This window comes from Streptomyces sp. NBC_00203, assembly GCF_045206325.1.
Taxonomy (GTDB): Bacteria; Actinomycetota; Actinomycetes; order Streptomycetales; family Streptomycetaceae; genus Streptomyces; species Streptomyces lutosisoli.
This window is the reverse complement of sequence record NZ_CP108126.1, coordinates 2,643,466-2,661,284: the sequence shown is the minus strand read 5'-3', so window position 1 is coordinate 2,661,284 and position 17,819 is coordinate 2,643,466. Positions and strand designations below refer to the sequence as shown.

12 protein-coding genes are annotated in these 17,819 nt (G+C 70.7%); 5 read left to right on the top strand and 7 right to left on the bottom strand.

Annotated features, from left to right (window positions below; genetic code table 11):
• Position 1: 1 nt before the first annotated feature.
• The 5 genes from OG975_RS12245 to OG975_RS12225 all read right to left on the bottom strand — a co-directional run bounded on the left by OG975_RS12245 (position 2) and on the right by OG975_RS12225 (position 6,333).
• Positions 2-934: a branched-chain amino acid ABC transporter permease gene (locus OG975_RS12245; protein ID WP_406329145.1), complete on the bottom strand. Its 933-nt coding sequence runs from the start codon at positions 932-934 to the stop codon at positions 2-4.
• Positions 935-1,047: 113 nt separating this feature from the next.
• A complete protein-coding gene (locus OG975_RS12240) occupies positions 1,048-2,268 on the bottom strand; it encodes a branched-chain amino acid ABC transporter substrate-binding protein (protein WP_406329144.1) in 1,221 nt (406 codons plus the stop codon).
• 396 nt (positions 2,269-2,664) lie between these two features.
• Positions 2,665-3,327, bottom strand: coding sequence for a hypothetical protein (locus OG975_RS12235; RefSeq protein ID WP_406329143.1), 663 nt, complete (start codon positions 3,325-3,327; stop codon positions 2,665-2,667).
• Between the two features lie 191 nt (positions 3,328-3,518).
• Entirely contained in the window at positions 3,519-3,980 is a 462-nt protein-coding gene (locus tag OG975_RS12230; protein ID WP_406329142.1) for a PaaI family thioesterase, read from the bottom strand.
• 73 nt (positions 3,981-4,053) lie between these two features.
• The gene (locus OG975_RS12225) at positions 4,054-6,333 is read right to left on the bottom strand and encodes an FdhF/YdeP family oxidoreductase (protein WP_406329141.1); all 2,280 of its coding nucleotides are present in this window, start codon (positions 6,331-6,333) and stop codon (positions 4,054-4,056) included.
• 124 nt (positions 6,334-6,457) lie between these two features.
• Here OG975_RS12225 and polA point away from each other — a divergent pair, with 124 nt between their 5' ends.
• Both polA and OG975_RS12215 read left to right on the top strand, forming a co-directional pair.
• Positions 6,458-9,184 (top strand): DNA polymerase I, encoded by a 2,727-nt coding sequence (polA, locus tag OG975_RS12220; RefSeq protein ID WP_406329140.1) that lies wholly within the window; start codon positions 6,458-6,460, stop codon positions 9,182-9,184.
• Positions 9,185-9,950: 766 nt separating this feature from the next.
• Positions 9,951-10,934 carry a serine hydrolase gene (locus OG975_RS12215; protein WP_406329139.1) on the top strand — a complete coding sequence of 328 codons (984 nt, stop codon included), beginning with the start codon at positions 9,951-9,953 and terminating at the stop codon, positions 10,932-10,934.
• On the opposite strand, the gene OG975_RS12210 is transcribed toward OG975_RS12215, so the two are convergent.
• On the bottom strand, positions 10,855-11,709 hold the full coding sequence (locus OG975_RS12210; protein ID WP_406329138.1) for a DUF4184 family protein: 855 nt from the start codon (positions 11,707-11,709) through the stop codon (positions 10,855-10,857). The genes OG975_RS12215 and OG975_RS12210 overlap by 80 nt on opposite strands.
• A gap of 273 nt (positions 11,710-11,982) precedes the next feature.
• Between OG975_RS12210 and OG975_RS12205 the strand changes: the two genes are divergently transcribed.
• The 3 genes from OG975_RS12205 (at position 11,983) to OG975_RS12195 (ending at position 15,043) form a co-directional block, all read left to right on the top strand.
• Entirely contained in the window at positions 11,983-13,695 is a 1,713-nt protein-coding gene (locus OG975_RS12205) for a lytic transglycosylase domain-containing protein (RefSeq protein WP_406329137.1), read from the top strand.
• Positions 13,696-13,873: 178 nt separating this feature from the next.
• A complete protein-coding gene (locus tag OG975_RS12200; RefSeq protein ID WP_330303828.1) occupies positions 13,874-14,008 on the top strand; it encodes an SPW_0924 family protein in 135 nt (44 codons plus the stop codon).
• Positions 14,009-14,050: 42 nt separating this feature from the next.
• Complete coding sequence (locus OG975_RS12195; RefSeq protein ID WP_406329136.1) at positions 14,051-15,043, top strand: DUF3068 domain-containing protein; 993 nt, start codon at positions 14,051-14,053, stop codon at positions 15,041-15,043.
• On the opposite strand, the gene OG975_RS12190 is transcribed toward OG975_RS12195, so the two are convergent.
• The gene (locus OG975_RS12190) at positions 15,033-17,711 is read right to left on the bottom strand and encodes an ATP-dependent RNA helicase (protein ID WP_406329135.1); all 2,679 of its coding nucleotides are present in this window, start codon (positions 17,709-17,711) and stop codon (positions 15,033-15,035) included. The two genes, OG975_RS12195 and OG975_RS12190, sit on opposite strands and share 11 nt — an antisense overlap.
• Positions 17,712-17,819: the final 108 nt, after the last annotated feature.

The following is a 17,819-nucleotide window of genomic DNA, read 5'->3' as shown; positions in this document are numbered from 1 at the left end:
CTCACGCCCTGTCCGCGACGCGTTCGCCGACTAGGCCTTGTGGCCTGAACAGCAGTACGAGGATGAGGAGTACGAAGGCCCATACGGAGGCCCAGCCGCCGCCGCCGAGCTGCTGCATGCCGGGGATGCCGTCGATGTAGCTGGTGGCCATGGTTTCGGCGAGGCCGAGGACGAGGCCGCCGATCATGGCGCCGTAGATGTTGCCGATGCCGCCGAGGACGGCTGCGGTGAAGGCCTTGAGGCCCATCTGGAAGCCCATGTCGTACTTGACCGAGCCGTAGCGCAGGCCGTAGGCGACGGCTGCGACGGCGGCGAAGAAGCCGCCGATGGCGAAGGCGATGACGATGATGCGGTTGGTGTCGATGCCCATGAGCTGTGCGGTGTCAGGGTCTTGCGCGGTGGCCTGCATGGCGCGGCCGGTGCGGGAGAGGCTGACGAAGAGGGCGAGGGCTGCCATGCAGATGGGCGCGGCGATGATGACGAAGAGGGAGCCGCTGCTGATGCTGATGGAGCCGAGGTGCCAGGGGCCGCCGTCGATCTGGGGGAAGTTGCGGTCGGTCTTGGCGTCGGGGTACCAGTTGAAGACGGCCTGCTGGAGGGCGAGGGAGAGGCCGATGGCGGTGATCAGGGGGGCGAGGCGTGGTGCTCCGCGCAGTGGTCGGTAGGCGAAGCGTTCGGCCCCGACGGCGATGAGGACGGAGACGAGTCCGCCGCCTATGAGCATCGCTGGGAGGGCTATCCACATGGATGTGCCGTTTGGCAGAACGTAAAGGTAGACCGTGAGTGCGCCGAAGCCGCCGGTCATGAAGATCTCGCCGTGGGCGAAGTTGATGAGCTGGACGATGCCGTACACCATCGTGTAGCCGATGGCGATCAGCCCGTACATCGAGCCGAGGAACAGCCCGTTGGCCAGCTGCTGCGGCAGGGTGTTCACCGCATGGCCTCCATGTGGTGGGGAGTGTTGAGCAGGGCGTATGAAACGGGCCGCGCGGTGACGGGTGGTCTTGGCCGCGCGGCCCTTTGGGGTGGTGCTAGCGGCAGTGGGGCTTAGCCGTTGAACGTGCCGCTCTTGACGGCCTTCCACTTGCCGTCGACGACCTGGTAGACGGTGAGCTGCTTGTTGGTGGTGTCGCCGTACTCGTCGAAGGAGACGGGGCCGGCGATGCCGTCGAACTTGGTCTTCTGGACTTCGGCGACGATCTTGGCGCGGGCGTCGGTGGGGATCTTGCCGTCCTTCACGACGTTGCCGATGGCCTTGATGATGGCGGTGGCGGCGTCGTAGGAGTAGCCGCCGTAGGTGCCGTAGTCGCCCTTGAGGCCGGAGGCCTTGTACTTCTTGATGAAGTCGGCGGCGGAGGGCAGGGAGTCGACGGGCTGGCCGACGGAGGTGACGAGGTCGCCTTCGGAGGTCTTGCCGGCGGTCTCGATGTAGGTCGGGGTGAACATGCCGTCACCGCCGAACAGCGGGATCTTGACTCCGCCGTCCTTGAGCTGCTTGGTGAGCTTCTCGGACTCGTCGTACTGGCCGCCGTAGTAGACGAGGTCGGCCTTGGAGTTCTTGATCTTGGTGACGAGGGCCGAGAAGTCGGTGTCGCCGGTGTTGACGTGGTCCTCGCCCGCGACCTTGCCGCCCGACTTGGTGAAGCCGGCCTTGAAGAGCTTGGCGAGGCCGGCGCCGTAGGTCTGCTTGTCGTCGACCACGAACACCTTGCGCTTCTTCAGGGTGTTGTAGGCGTAGTCGGCCGCGAAGCCGCCCTGGAGGGCGTCGGTGGTGGCGGTGCGGAAGTAGGTCTTGAACGGGCGGGACTTCGCGGTCTGCCAGTTCTTGCCCTGGGTGAGCTCGGGGGCCGTGTTGGACGGCGAGATCTCGACCAGGTTGGCGGTGGCGAAGACCTGCTGCATCTGGGTGGCGACGCCGGAGTTCAGCGGGCCGACGACGCCGAGGACCTTGTCGTCCTGGACGAGCCCGGTGGCGTTCGACTGGCCCTGGGCCGGGATGGCCTTGTCATCGACGGCCTGGACCTTGAAGGTCACGCCGGGAACGGTGTTGTTCTTGTTGGCGTCGTCGACGGCGATCTGGACGCCGCCCTGGATGCCGAGGCCGGTGGCGGAGTTCTGACCGGTCAGCGGCGCGTCCACGCCGATGATGATCTCGGTCTTCTTGCTGCTCTTGCTGTCTCCGCTGTCGTCGCGCGAGCCGCAGGCGGTCAGCGTGAGTGCTCCTGTGGTGAGCACGGAAGTGAGTATGACCAAAGAACGCTGTCGCACGTTGAATCCTCTCCCTGGCGCGGCTCCCCAGGGTGGGGGCCGTGTGTCTCGCCGGGCCGTACTGGGTGATGCAGGCCGTGCAGTAGACGCGCCCGGCGGCGCGGTGACTGGCCGTGACTATAAGCGCAGGTAGGGGGAGCTCACAGGAGCGTAGGGAAGGCTGTGACGCTCTTGTTATGCGGGGGGTGTTCTGGCGGGTGCGGGGTGGATGATCGGAGTATTTCGGGATGCCGTCCTGGGGTGACTGCGTGTTCGCATCGTGAGAACGCCCTGTTCCGGTTCATGGGGCCGGGCGGCTTCGGCCGATATGGCGGTGGGGCGGGGTGTTCGTCGGGGTGCGGCGCCGGGGGTGCGGTGGCGCGAGCATTGCTTCATTACGGCAGAGGTAACCCACTGTTACCGGCGTGTGAGGTCGCGCCGGGTGTCCTGGCCGGGGGAAGTGGGCGCGGTGGAGGCCGGGTTGGGGAAGCAGGTGGTGCGCAGGTCGGTCCACAGGTCATGGGGGTAGGTGCCGCCGAAGAGAAAGCTCTGCTGTTGCTGCGCGGTGCGGTTGCTGAGGAGCAGGTCGAGGTGGGGGAGATCGAGGGCGGGTGGCAGGGCGGCGCACTTGTATACGGAGATGCGTACGGTGATCAGCCGGGGCGTTCCGGCCCTCACTGTCAGTGGCAGCCGGGGTGTGGTGGTGGCGCCCAACTCGGGTAGTCCGGCGCCGACTTGGTGGACGATGACGGGGCTGCCGCGGGCGACGTCGACTTCGAACCGGTAGGACGCGGGGGTGGTTCCCCGGCCCTTGTAGTGGAGGGTGGTGACGGTGGCGGGCCAGGGGGAGAGGCCGGGGGCTGCCTGGGTGGCGGGTGCGGGGCGCAGGGTGAGGACGGTGCCGGTGGCGGCCGCGGCGATGATCAGGGCCTGGACGAGGCGGCGGCGGGTGCGGGGGAGTGCGGCCCAACGGGTGCCGGCGCGGGAGGATTTCGACCACAGCAGGTCGCTTGGCGTGTCCTGGTGAGGGCCGTCGGCTTCATCGGGGTGGTACGGCTCGACGGGCCCGATGCCGGTCATGCTTCACGCTATGCCGGAGTGTGGGGCTCCGCCAATGGCGTGGTGGGCGGGGGAGTTGGCGGTTGTGGAGGGGGTTCTGGTGCCCGGGGGCGGTCGCCGAGGTGGTCGGCGGTGGCCTGCTCGCCGTTCTCTGGCACGTCGACGGCAGGCCTTTCCGGTGTGGGCCCGTGGGTGCGCCCCACGGGGCGGTGTCAGCGCTTGGGGGCGTCCTTGAGGACGCAGGTGAGGCGGGCGCTGCAGACGCGCTTGCCTTCCTCGTCGGTGATGGCGATCTCGTACGTCGCCGAGGTGCGCCCCCGGTGTACGGGTGTGGCCACGCCGGTGACCAGGCCGGAGCGGGCTCCGCGGTGATGGGTGCAGTTCAGGTCGACGCCCACGGCGATCTTGGAGCTGCCGCCGTGGAGCATGGCGCCGACGGAGCCGATGGTCTCGGCGAGGACGGCGGAGGCGCCTCCGTGCAGCAGGCCGTAGGGCTGGGTGTTGCCCTCGACCGGCATGGTGCCCACGACGCGGTCGGCGGAGGCCTCGATGATCTGCACGCCCATGCGGGTGCCGAGGTGGCCCGCGGAGAACAGCGCGGGCAGGTCGACGCCGAGGGCGGCGTACTCGTCGAGGACCTCTTGCGGGAACTTCACGGTGTGCTGCTCGCCCATCGGGCCCGGCTCCGTTCGTCGTGGATCACTTCGTCGTGGATCACTGTCGTGATCACTCCTGCTGAGCAAACGCTCAGTCGGTTGCCGATTGTTCCAGACGTACGACGACGGACTTGCTGGCAGGGGTGTTGCTGGTGTCGGCGGTCGCGTCCAGCGGGACCAGGACGTTGGTCTCCGGGTAGTACGCGGCCGCGCAGCCCAGGGCGGTCGGGTAGTGCACGACGCGGAAGCCGGGCGCGCGCCGCTCGACGCCGTCCTTCCACTCGCTGACCAGGTCGACGTACGAGCCGTCCGCGAGCTTGAGTTCGCGTGCGTCCTCGGGGTTGACGAGCACGACCCGGCGGCCGTTCTTGATGCCTCTGTAGCGGTCGTCCAGGCCGTAGATGGTGGTGTTGTACTGGTCGTGCGAGCGCAGGGTCTGCAGCAGCAGGCGGCCCTCGGGGAGCTTCGGGTACTCGACGGGCGCGGCGGTGAAGTTGGCCTTGCCGGTGGCCGTCGGGAAGCGGCGTTCGTCGCGCGGGGCGTGCGGGAGGGCGAAGCCCGCGGGGTCGGCGATGCGCGCGTTGAAGTCCTCGAAGCCGGGGATCACGCGCGCGATGCGGTCGCGGATCGCCGCGTAGTCCTTCTCGAACTCCTCCCAGGGGGTGCGGGAGTCGTCGCCGAGCACGCGGCGGGCGAGCCGGGCCACGATGGCGGGCTCGGACAGCAGCTGCCGGCTCGCGGGTTCCAGGCGGCCGCGTGAGGCGTGCACCATGCCCATGGAGTCCTCGACGGTCACGAACTGCTCGCCGCTGCCCTGGAGGTCGCGCTCCGTGCGGCCGAGGGTCGGCAGGATCAGGGCACGCGCGCCCGTGATCACGTGGCTGCGGTTCAGCTTCGTCGACACGTGCACGGTGAGGCGGGCGCGGCGCATGGCCGCCTCCGTCACCTCGGTGTCGGGCGACGCGGCGACGAAGTTGCCGCCCATCGCGAAGAAGACCTTCGCCTCTCCGTCGCGCAGCGCGCCGATGGCCCGTACGACGTCGTAGCCGTGGCCGCGCGGCGGGGCGAACCCGAACTCCTTCTCCAGGGCGTCCAGGAAGGCAGGGGCGGGGCGCTCGAAGATGCCCATGGTGCGGTCGCCCTGCACGTTCGAGTGGCCGCGGACCGGGCAGACGCCCGCGCCGGGGCGGCCGATATTGCCGCGCAGCAGCAGGAGGTTGACGACTTCGCGGATCGTCGGCACGGCGTGCTTGTGCTGGGTGAGGCCCATCGCCCAGCACACGATGGTGCGCTGGGAGGCGAGGACCATGCGGAGGGCCTCTTCGATCTTCTCGCGGGTGAGGCCGGTCGCGGTAAGCGTCTCGTCCCAGTCGGCGGCGCGGGCGGCGGCCGCGAACTCCTCGTACCCGTGGGTGTGTTCGGCGATGAACTCCTCGTCGACCGCGCCCTCGGTGTCGAGGACGAGCTTGTTCAGGAGGCGGAAGAGGGCCTGGTCGCCGCCGAGGCGGATCTGCAGGAACAGGTCGGTGAGGGCGGCGCCCTTGATCATTCCCTGGGGGGTCTGCGGGTTCTTGAAGCGTCCGAGGCCCGCCTCGGGCAGCGGATTGACGGTGATGATCTTCGCGCCGTTGGACTTGGCCTTCTCCAGGGCGGAGAGCATGCGCGGGTGGTTCGTGCCGGGGTTCTGCCCGGCGACGATGATCAGGTCCGCCTTGTAGAGGTCGTCGAGGGAGACGCTGCCCTTGCCGATGCCGATGGTCTCGGAGAGGGCGGAACCCGACGACTCGTGGCACATGTTCGAGCAGTCCGGCAGGTTGTTCGTGCCGAGCTCGCGGGCGAACAGCTGGTAGAGGAACGCCGCCTCGTTGCTGGTGCGGCCCGAGGTGTAGAAGAGGGCCTCGTCGGGGGATCCGAGTGCGGCGAGCTCCTCGGCGACGATGTCGAAGGCCCGCTCCCAGGGCACCGGTTCGTAGTGGTCGGCGCCTTCCGCCAGGTACATGGGGTGTGTGAGGCGGCCCTGCTGGCCCAGCCAGTAGCCGCTGCGGGTCGCGAGGTCGGCGACCGAGTGCGCGGCGAAGAAGTCCGGGGTGACCCGGCGCAGGGTGGCCTCCTCGGCGACCGCCTTCGCGCCGTTCTCACAGAACTCCGCCGCGTGCCGGTGCTCCGGCTCGGGCCAGGCGCAGCCCGGGCAGTCGAAGCCGTCTTTCTGGTTGACGCGCAGGAGGGTGAGCGCGGTGCGGCGCACGCCCATCTGCTGCTGCGCGATACGCAGGGTGTGGCCGATGGCGGGCAGCCCGGCCGCTGCCTGCTTCGGCTCGGTGACCTGCGGCGCGTCCTGAACCGGATCGCTTTTCGGCGGCTTGCTGGCCATCGCTGAACCCCTTCGCGTGCACACATCCCCTGGTACGTCACCGATAGTCGCACGGGGCTGTGACAAGGAGCCTGGCGGGCCGGGACGGCTCTCGATGTCAGTGGGCCGTGGCAGGATCGGGGGCGTGGCAGAAACAGCATCGAAGAAGACCGAGAAAACCGCAGGTGCGGGCCGTCCGAGGCTGATGCTCATGGACGGGCACTCGCTGGCGTATCGCGCGTTCTTCGCGCTGCCCGCGGAGAATTTCACGACCGCGACCGGCCAGCCGACGAACGCAATCTATGGTTTCGCGTCGATGCTGGCGAACACGCTGCGCGACGAGGCGCCCACGCATTTCGCGGTGGCGTTCGACGTCTCGCGCAAGACGTGGCGCTCCGAGGAGTTCACCGAGTACAAGGCGAACAGGTCGAAGACCCCGGACGAGTTCAAGGGTCAGGTCGAGCTGATCGGCGAGCTGCTCGACGCGATGCACGCCCAGCGGTTCGCGGTCGACGGCTTCGAGGCCGACGACATCATCGCTACGCTCGCCACGCAGGCCGAGGCCGAGGGCTTCGAGGTGCTGATCGTCACCGGCGACCGTGACTCCTTCCAGCTGGTCTCCGAGCACACGACGGTGCTGTATCCGACGAAGGGCGTCTCGGAGCTGACCCGGTTCACTCCTGAGAAGGTCGTCGAGAAGTACGGGCTGACGCCGGCGCAGTACCCCGACTTCGCGGCGCTGCGCGGCGACCCGTCCGACAACCTGCCGGGCATCCCGGGTGTCGGTGAGAAGACGGCCGCGAAGTGGATCAACCAGTTCGGTTCGTTCGCGGAGCTGGTCGAGCGCGTCGACGAGGTCAAGGGCAAGGCCGGGCAGAACCTCCGCGACCACCTGGAGGCGGTGAAGCTCAACCGCCGTCTCACGGAGATGGTGAAGGACGTCGAGCTGCCCAGGACGGTCCCGGACCTGGAGCGCGCGGCGTACGACCGTACGGCTGTCGCGATGGTCCTGGACACCCTGGAGATCCGGAACCCCTCACTGCGCGAGCGTCTCTTCGCCGTCGACCCGGGTGCCGAGGAGGCCGAGGCGACGGCGCCGGTCGCCGAGGGCGTGGAGCTGGACGGCACGGTGCTGGGCGCGGGCGAGCTGAAGCCGTGGCTCGCCGAGCACGGGAAGACGGTCCTGGGTGTGGCCACGGTCGACTCGTGGGCGCTGGGCACGGGCTCGGTCGCCGAGGTCGCGCTCGCCGCCGCCGACGGGGCGGCCGCCTGGTTCGACCCGACGCAGCTGGACGAGGCCGATGACACCTCGTTCGAGAAGTGGCTCGCCGACCCCGACAAGCCCAAGGTCATGCACAACGCCAAGGGCGCGATGCGGGTCTTCGCCGAGCACGGCTGGAGCATCGAGGGCGTGTCCATGGACACCGCGCTCGCCGCCTACCTGGTGAAGCCCGGGCGTCGCTCCTTCGCGCTGGACGCCCTGTCGTTGGAGTACCTCGGCCGGGAGCTGGGTCCGGCCGCCGCGGCCGACGGACAGCTCGCCTTCGGTACGGATGAGCAGGCCGAGGCCGACGCGCTGATGGCACAGGCCCGCACGATCCTCGACCTGGGCGAGGCGTTCGGCGAGAAGCTGGCGGAGGTCGGCGCGGCCGACCTGCTGCGTGACATGGAACTGCCCACGTCCACGCTGCTGGCCCGCATGGAGCGGCATGGCATCGCGGCGGACAAGGCCCACCTGGAGGCCATGGAGCAGATGTTCGCGGGCGCCGTGCAGCAGGCCGTGAAGGAGGCGCACGCGGCGGCCGGGCACGAGTTCAACCTGGGCTCGCCCAAGCAGCTCCAGGAAGTCCTCTTCGGCGAGCTGGCCCTGCCCAAGACGAAGAAGACGAAGACGGGCTACACGACGGACGCGGACGCGCTGGCATGGCTCGCGACGCAGACCGAGAACGAACTGCCGGTGATCATGCTCCGGCACCGCGAGCAGGCGAAGCTGCGTTCCACCGTCGAGGGCCTGATCAAGACGATCGCCGCGGACGGCCGGATCCACACGACGTTCAACCAGACGGTGGCGGCGACCGGCCGGCTCTCCTCCACGGACCCGAACCTGCAGAACATCCCGGTCCGCACGGACGAGGGCCGCGCGATCCGCCGCGGCTTCGTGGTCGGCGAGGGCTTCGAGTCGTTGATGACCGCGGACTACAGCCAGATCGAACTCCGTGTGATGGCCCATCTGTCCGAGGACGAGGGCCTGTTGGAGGCGTTCACGTCGGGCGAGGACCTGCACACCACGGTGGCCTCCCAGGTCTTCTCGGTCGAGCGTTCCGCGGTGGACGCGGAGATGCGCCGCAAGATCAAGGCGATGTCCTACGGCCTGGCGTACGGGCTGTCGGCCTTCGGCCTCTCCCAGCAGCTGAACATCGACGCGGGTGAGGCCCGTGCGCTGATGGACACCTACTTCGAGCGGTTCGGAGGTGTACGGGACTATCTGCGCCGCGTGGTCGACGAGGCGAGGGCGACGGGCTACACGGCGACCCTCTTCGGGCGTCGCCGCTACCTGCCGGACCTCAACAGCGACAACCGGCAGCGCCGCGAGGCGGCCGAGCGCATGGCCCTCAACGCCCCCATCCAGGGCACCGCCGCCGACATCGTCAAGATCGCCATGCTGAACGTGGACAAGGCGCTCCGCGAGGCGAACCTCAAGTCCCGCATGCTCCTCCAGGTCCACGACGAAATCGTCCTCGAAATCGCCCCGGGCGAGCGCACCACAACCGAGAACCTCCTCCGCCACGAAATGGCCTCCGCCGTCGACCTCCGGGCTCCCCTGGACGTATCCATCGGCTCGGGCCCGGACTGGGAGTCGGCAGCGCACTAGCCTCCGGCGGGCGGCGGGCGGCGGGCGGCGGGCGGCGGGCGCGGTCACGGGGGCTGCGGGCCCCGGCCCACATACCTCGGCCTGTGGGTGGTGGGTGTGGGCTGCGGACCCGAGTCCTGCGGGCTGCCGGCCTCCCGGCTCATGGACGCCGTGGCCGCAGACCTCGGCCTGCGGGCTGCGGGCCCCGGTCCTGCGGGTTCCCCGGCTCGCGGACGCCGAGCCCGCAGAACCCAACCCGCAGGTCTGCGTGGCTTCGGCGCGACGGACCTACCGGTGGACGGTAAGTCACGTCCTCCGCCCGGCACATTCAAGGGCCCGGCACCGCAAGGTGCCGGGCCCTTGAATGTCCGCCGCGACGGCGAGAAGCCGACACGGCGCTGTTCGGTGGTGCCGAACTGCCTGAATCCCGCCCGGGCCGTCCGATCCCGCCCGGGCCGCCCGCAGGGCAAGCCCGAATCCCGGCCGGCCGCGAGGACAAGGCCCAGGCCCCCACGGCAGCCGGAGACACGGCTTCGTACTCCGTCCAGCTCCCGGAGGGACCCGTCCAGCTCCCGGAGGGACCCGTCCAGCTCCCCGAGGAACCGCCCACACCCCCGGTAGGACCCTCCGACCCCGGTAGGGCCCCAGCCTCGGAGGGACCCCTCAGCCACCGGGAGGGACTCCGTCCAACCCCGGGAGTGACTCCGCCGAACCCCCGGAGGGACCGTCACCCGCGTGGCCCCCGCAAAAGCGCCCCCGGCCCGGCTGGGGGCGTAAGGATGCGGGCATGGGTATACGCATGCTCCACTGCCGCACGGCCATAGCCACGGCCGTCGTCGTCGCGGCCACAGCTGTCGTCTCGGCGCTGCTCGCGCCGATACCCGCGGTCGCCGCGGAAGCCAGCACCGCGCAGGTGCCCGCGGCCTGCCGCTCCACCAGTGACCCCGACCTCGCCGCCCGGATGTCCCGCGACATCCGGGCGGTGCTGTCGTCACGCCAGGGCACCGTCTCCGTGGCGGTGCACGATGACGACACCGGCCTGACCTGCGACCTCGCGAGCGAACGGCAGTACGACTCGGCGAGCGTCGTCAAGGTCACGATCATGGAGGGCACTCTGCGCCGGGCGGAGGAGCTCGGCCGCAAACTCACCGACTGGGAACTGGCCAACATCCGCCCCATGATCACCAAGTCGGACAACACCTCCGCCCTTCGCCTGTGGAACGACCTCGGCCACGCCTACCTGAACCGCCTCCTGGCCCGTGTCGGGACGACCGGCACCGTCCTCGGCCCGGACGGCTACTGGGGCCTGACCCAGATCACGGCCGCCGACCAGATGCGGCTGCTGGACGTCCTCACCAACGCCCGCTCGTTCCTGAAGACCCGCGCCTACGGCCTGAAGCTGATGAGCGAGGTCCGCAGCGACCAGCGCTGGGGAGTGCCCTCCGGCATGCCCAGCGGCCTCACGGCCCATGTGAAGAACGGCTGGCTGCCCCGGGCCACACACGGCTGGCGCGTGCACAGCGTCGGCGCGTTCACCGGCACCAACCGCACCTACCGCATCGTCGTCCTGTCGCACGACAATCCGACGATGGCGTACGGCGTCCGCACCATCGAGCGCATCGCGCAGGCCGTGCACCGCGGCCTCAACCAGGGACGCGGCCGGATCCAGAGCCCCACCCCGGAGGGCGCGATCAGCGAGAAGTCGGACGGCTCGGCTCCGTACGAGCTGCTGCCTGGCTGGGACGAGCCGGAGCCGGACGCCACACCCTGACGCCCACGGCGTACAGCCCGAGGCCGAGCACCAGGCCCGCACCCCCGCCGAAACACAACGGTGGGATCACCTCCCAGGGCTTCGCGCTGGAGCCCCAGTAGTCCCACCAGCGCGAAGCCCGCTGCACCGCGCCCACCAGCGCGCAGCACCCGAGAACGGCACCCGCCAGCCACCGGTCGGAAGCGGAGAGCACCGGCACCCCCACCGGTTCGCCGGAGGGAGTGCGGCGCAGCGCGATCACCACGAAGGTCACGATGACGACGGCCGCCACCGCCGAACTGCCGTACTGCGCATACATGAACAGCGGTGAGCCCCCGGCGTCCCGGCTCAGGGCGGGGATCAGCCGTACCCCCCACCGGTCGTGATGCGTGAACGCGTCCCACACGACATGCGTCAGCGCGCCGAGCGCCGCGGAGACGTACCACCACAAGGCCGTCGGCGGACTCGGGCGCCGACGTGCCGTCCCGCAGCGCAGCAGCCGGGCGGGACGCCCCTGCCGGGCCGGCGGCAGCAGCGCCACCAGTGGCTCGCGCAGCACCAGCCAGGCGCCCACGAGCGTCCACGCGACGAGCACGTCGAACGTGAAGACACCCGTGAACGAGTGCGTGAAGGTGCCGAACTCCATCGCCCCGGGCAGCACACTCGCCGCGTAATAGGTCATGTCGGGAGCGAACGAACCGGCCACGAGGACGGCGGGAACCAGCCGTCCGCGCCCGCTTCCGTCACCGCGCACGGCGGGCAGCACGGCCGCCGCATGGCTGAGGGTGAAGGGCAAGTCGTCCCCCTACGGCTGGTTCTGGGCGGCCGGCTCGGGCCGGTGATCACTGACGCCCAGTATGAGCGACCTGTGAAATCATGCGAACCGGCCACTCGGGGCCGGCGTTCCGCGCACCATCACACATGGCCAACCGGTGAATATCGGGCGCGAACGGGTGCCCGCGCAACGGAAGTTGTCGTAGGGTCACCTGGGTCACCGCGCCGGGGAGCGCGGTCGAACACCGGCAACACAGGCACGAAGAAGCGGTCGTCCACGGGAGGGGCTCACTCAATGGCGGCGCATTTCGGCAGGAGGCTGCGCAAGGGGGCGGTAACCACCGCCGTGGCCGCGGCCGCGGTCGCGGCCCTGTCCGCGTCCCAGGCCCCGGGAGTGATCACCGACGACCACGGCAGACAGACGACCGGCGCCGATGCCACACCGGACGCGAGCAGCGACGACACCGCCAGCGGCAACTCGCGCTACTACACGGACCTCCCGCCGCTCGACAGCCCCAGCCCGTCGCCGACCACGGGCACGCCCGTCGTCACGGGCGAAGCCGAGGCGGGCATACCCGCGACCGTCCTCGACGCCTACAAGAAGGCCGAGGCATCGCTGCGCGAGTCCAAGCCGGGCTGCAACCTGCCCTGGCAGCTCCTCGCCGCCATCGGCAAGGTCGAGTCCGGCCAGGCCCGCGGCGGCCGCGTCGACGCGAGCGGTACGACGTACTCGCCGATCCTCGGCCCGGTCCTCGACGGCAACGGCTTCGCGAACATCAGCGACACCGACAACGGCGCGTACGACGGCGACTCCACGCACGACCGTGCGGTGGGGCCGATGCAGTTCATCCCCTCCACCTGGGCGTGGGCGGGCCGCGACGGCAACGGCGACGGCAAGAAGGACCCCAACAACGTCTACGACGCGGCGCTCGCGGCCGGTCACTACCTCTGCCGGTTCGACCACGACATGTCGGTCCAGGCGCAGATGAACGCCTCGATCCTCAGCTACAACAACTCGACGGCGTACCTCAACACGGTCCTGTCGTGGCTGGAGTACTACCGCAAGGGCACCCACGAGGTGCCGGACGGCACCGGCACGCTGCCCTCGCACAGCAGCGACGACACCTCCGGCGCGAACCCCAGCCCGTCGTCCCCCTCGACACCGTCCCCCTCGACACCGAGCACCACGACGCCGAGCACGTCGGAGCCGGGCACCTCCGAGCCGGGCGACGGCGGCTCGACGAGCCCCAGCCCGAGCCCCTCCACGCCCGCCTCGCCCTCGCCCTCGCCGAGTCCGTCGACGCCCACGCCCACCGAGACCGTGGACCACCTGGACGACGCGGGCACCGGGAAGCTCACCGCGACGGCGGGCGACACGTTCGCCGAGAAGATCGCCGTACGGACCGAGACCGATGCCAACAAGGCGGTCGCGAAGGTCCGGGTCCGGTTCACGATCGTCGGGGACGACACGGACGCCACCTTCACCGGCGGCGAGACCGTCGCCACGGTGATCACCAACCGGCTCGGCATGGCCACCGCGCCCGCGCTCGTCGCGGGTGAGGAGACCGGCGACTTCACGGTCCGCGCCACCGTCGTCGGCCGCGTCATGGCCGGCCTCGACTACACGGCGACCGTCACCCCGCGCCAGGCCGACACCCTCACCCGCACCAGCGACACCGAGCTGACCTGTGTGCCGAGCGGCGAGTTCGCCGACCAGGTCGAGGTGAAGGCCACCTACAACGGCGCCGTCGCGGGCAAGGTCGCGGCCACCGCCACGCTCATCAAGTCGGCGGACGACGCGACCGAGAACGACAAGGGCCCGTACTTCAAGGACGCGGACGGCAAGACCGTACGCACCCTCACGGACCTCACCACGGACGCCGACGGCGGGCTGTTGCTCCCGAAGCTGTACGCGGACGACACCACCGGCACGTTCCTGCTCCGCATCAACACCACGGGCGGCGCGACGCTGACCGTCGAACTGAAGGTGGCGGCGGCCGCCTCGTAGTCCATGCGCACCCCACAGTCCATGCGCACCTCGTAGTTCATACGCGCGTCAGGGCGCCTCTCCCGCTTCCAGGCGGAGGGGCGCCTTTGCCTGTGTGCAACGTGTTCTCATCTCGCCCCGCCGTTGCTACGGTGCCGGACCTGACGACGTATCAGCTCCTGGCCTTCGGGAGGCCCGCATGCGTGCCCTCATCGCCGCCGCGACCGGTCTCGCCGTGGCGCTCGCCCTGGTGCTGACCATCACGGCCATGGGCTCACCGGCCGGCAGCACATCGCCGAAGCCTCTGCTGACGACCGTGCCCGCACACCCGTAGACCGTGCCTTCAGACCCGTAACTCTCAGGGAAGGACGCCGAGATGCGCCGCAAGGCAAGCCTGATCATGCTCGCCTTCGCCGTGTTCTTCACGGCGCTGTCCCCCCTGATGCGCTGGTACGCCTTCCCGCGCCTGGCGAAGATCCCCGCCAACCAGTACCAGGACATGGTCCTGGAGGCGAAGAACGCGACCCTCATCGACTACGGCACCATGAAGGCGAAGAAGGTCCCCAAGGTCACCGTCGTGCAGACCCTCAAGGGCAACGTCGAGGCCTCCGAGAAGATCGAGAAGACCGCGGGCCGGGACGTCGTCGTCTGGGACTCCCTGTCGTACGTCCAGGGACCCGACGGCAAGATGATCTCCAAGATCCCCGAGCGCTACATCTTCGACGCGCACAGCCAGGACCCCGTCCACGCCACGGGAGAGATGGTCGACGGCGACCCGGTCACGCGCGAGGGCATCGAGTTCAAGTGGCCCTTCCTCACGGAGAAGCGGGACTACGAGTACTTCGACGCGCAGACCCGCACCACCAACCCCATCCACTACAAGGGCACCCAGAACTTCCGGGGAGTCAAGGTCTACTACTTCGAGCAGACCATCCCCTGGACCAAGGTCCAGTTCCCGAGGACCATGCCCGTCAAGGGCATCACCCGGGAATCGCTCGCCAAGACCGGCACGACCATGTGGTACACCACGGTCCGCAAGTTCTGGGTGGAACCCGTCACCGGAGCGCCCGTCTACGGCGAAGAGGACCACAAAGAGGAACTCCGCGGCGGCACCCTGCTCGGCGACGGCAAGAAGGTCACGGCGTTCGCGGGGCAGGTGAAGATGCGCGAGGACTACATCAAGCACACGGTCGACCTGGTCAAGTCGAACCGCACCCTGATCCTGCTGCTGACCTCGTACCTGCCGTGGGGCTTCCTGTTCCTGGGCGTGGCCCTGCTGTCCCTGTCGCTGTACCTGGAGGCCCGCGGCCGCAGGCCCGGCGACGCGGCGCCGACGCAGGCCGTGGAGCCCGAGCCGGTCAACGCCTGAGCCGCGCGTTCGTGTGCCGCGTCGGCTCGGCGCTCGCCGGGTCCTCGGGCCACGGGTGCTTGGGATAGCGCCCGCGCAGTTCGGCCCGTACGGCCTTGTAACCGTCCCTCCAGAAGGAGGCGAGGTCGGCGGTGACGGCGGCGGGACGACCCGCCGGGGACAACAGGTGCACGAGTACGGGTACGCCGGCGACGGCGGGGGACTCGTGCAGGCCGAACATCTCCTGCACCTTCACGGCGAGGACCGGCCGCTCGGGGTCGCCGTAGTCGATCCGGATTCTGGACCCACTCGGCACCTCGATGCGCTCGGGGGCGAGTTCGTCGAGCCGGGCCGCGTCCCCGGTGGCCCAGGGCAGCAGCCGGTTCAGGGCCTGCCCGGCGTCGATCCGCGCCAGGTCGGCCCGTCTGCGGGCCCGCCCCAGCTCGGGCTCCAGCCACTCGTCCACGCGCGCGTGGAGCGCGTCGTCACAGACATCGGGCCACGGGGCGCCCAGGTGCAGGTGCAGGAACGCCAGCCGCCGCCGCAGTACCTCCGCGTCCGGGGACCACCGCAACAGCCCGAGCCCCTCTGCCCGCAGCCCTTCGCACAGCGCTTCCCGTACGAGTCCGGAGTCGGCGTTCTTGAGCGGCCGCACCGCCAGCTCCACGGCCCCGAGCCGCTCCACCCGCCGCGCGACGACATCACCGTCGGCCCAGTGCACCTCCTCGCCCTCGGCATACAGGCTCCGCGCGGCCTGTCGTGCCGTCTCCTCGTCGATGACGGCCCCGAGCCGCACACGCGCGTGCCCGGCACCCACGGGCCGATCAGCCACGGCGACCGCGAGCCAGGGCGCTCCCCGCAGTCCCGTGCCGTCCTGGAGCTCGGCACGGGTGCCGGAGGCCATGAGATACGAGCCGCCGTGCGCCCGAGCGACGCGCTCCGGGAAGGCGAGGGCGGCGACGAGCCCCACCACGCGGTCGCCCCCGGCGCCGGCGGACTTCGTATCGGTGGCCGAGAGGGAAACTCCGGAGCTCGACCGGCCCGGCACAGTGTCGGGGGCCGCCGCGGGGGCGTCGGCGGAGCGTGTCGCCTCCGTGGCCCCACCGGAGAGCGCGTCGGAGCTCGGTTCGCCCGGGAGAGAGTTCTGGGCGGGCCGGTGGGAAAGGCCCCGCGCCGAAGGCGTGGGCGCCGCCGCGGCCCGCAGCCTCCGGGCCTCCGCGCGCCACCGCCCCGCGTAGGCGTCGCCGCCACGCTGGGCGGCACGCCAGGCCGCGGCGAGGTCGTCGCCGTACTCCCGTGGCGGTTCCTCGCTGAGGAGGGCCACGACCTCCGCGGCCCGGTCCGCGCCCACCTCGGGGGCCGCGTCCAGCAGGGCCCGGGCGAGCCGGGGGTGCAGCCCGAGCCGGGACATGCGTACACCCCGTTCCGTCGCCCGCCCCGCGGAGTCCACCGCCCCCACCGCCGACAGGACCGACCGTGCCGCCGCCATCGCCCCACCCGGCGGCGGGTCGAGAAGCGCGAGCCCCGTCGCGTCCGGATCGCCCCAGCAGGCCACCTGGAGGGCGAACGCCGTCAGGTCGGCCACCTTGATCTCCGGCGCGGGGAAGCGGGCCAGACGGGCGTCCTCCGCCTCCGCCCAGCACCGGTACACCGCTCCCGGCGCCTCACGCCCGGCGCGCCCCGCCCGCTGCCGCCCGGCCGCCTGCGAGGCCCGTACGGTCGTCAGCGCGCTCAGTCCGCGCGCGTGGTCCACCCGCGGCTCCCGGGCGAGCCCGGAGTCGACGACCACCCGCACCCCGGGAACCGTCAGCGACGACTCGGCCACCGCGGTCGCGAGGACCACCCGGCGCCCCGCACCCGGCGACAGCACCGCGTCCTGCACGGCGGCCGGCGCCCGCCCGTGCACTTGAAGTACCTCGACCGGACCAAGGTCCCCCAGCTGACCCGCCACCCGCGCGATCTCCCCGACTCCGGGCAGGAAACACAGCACGTCCCCCTCGTGCTCGGCCAGCGCCCGCCGCACCACCGACGCCACATGGGTCAGCAGCGCCGGGTCCACCCGCATCCCGTGCGGCGGCCGTACGGGCCGTACCGGCGGCGCCCACACCACCTCGACCGGATACGACACGCCGTGTGCCTCGACGACCGGCGCGTCACCCAGCAGCCGGGCCCACCCCTGCGCGTCCGTCGTCGCGGACGCCGCCACCAGTCGCAGCTCGGGGCGGAGGGCGGCCCGTACGTCCAGCGCAAAGGCAGCCACCGTGTCGGCGTCCAGATGCCGCTCATGGCACTCGTCGAGCACGACCACGTCGACACCCGCGAGCTCCTGGTCCCGCTGCAACCGCTGCAACAGGACACCGGTCGTGACGACCTCCACGCGCGTGTGGCGGCCGACCACCCGCTCCCCGCGCACGGTGTATCCGACGCTCTCGCCCACCTTCTCGCCGAGCAGCCACGCCATCCGCCGCGCGGCGGCCCGGGCGGCGATCCGCCGGGGCTCGGCGACGACGACCCGGCGTACCGGCCGCCCGTCGTCCAGCAGACCGGCGAGCGCCAGCGGCACCAGCGTCGTCTTGCCGGTGCCGGGCGGCGCCACGAGCACCGCGCTGCCGCCGCCCTCCAGGGCGTCGCTCAGGGCGGGCAGGGCACCGCGAACAGGCAGCGCGTCCAGGGCGTCGTAACGAATCACGCCCCCAGTCTCGTACGAGCGTCAAAACGCCCTCCACGCGCGTGTGCCCGGCAGCCGTCAAAACGCCGTCCACGCGCGCGTGCGCAGCAGAAAGGGGTGCCCACGCAC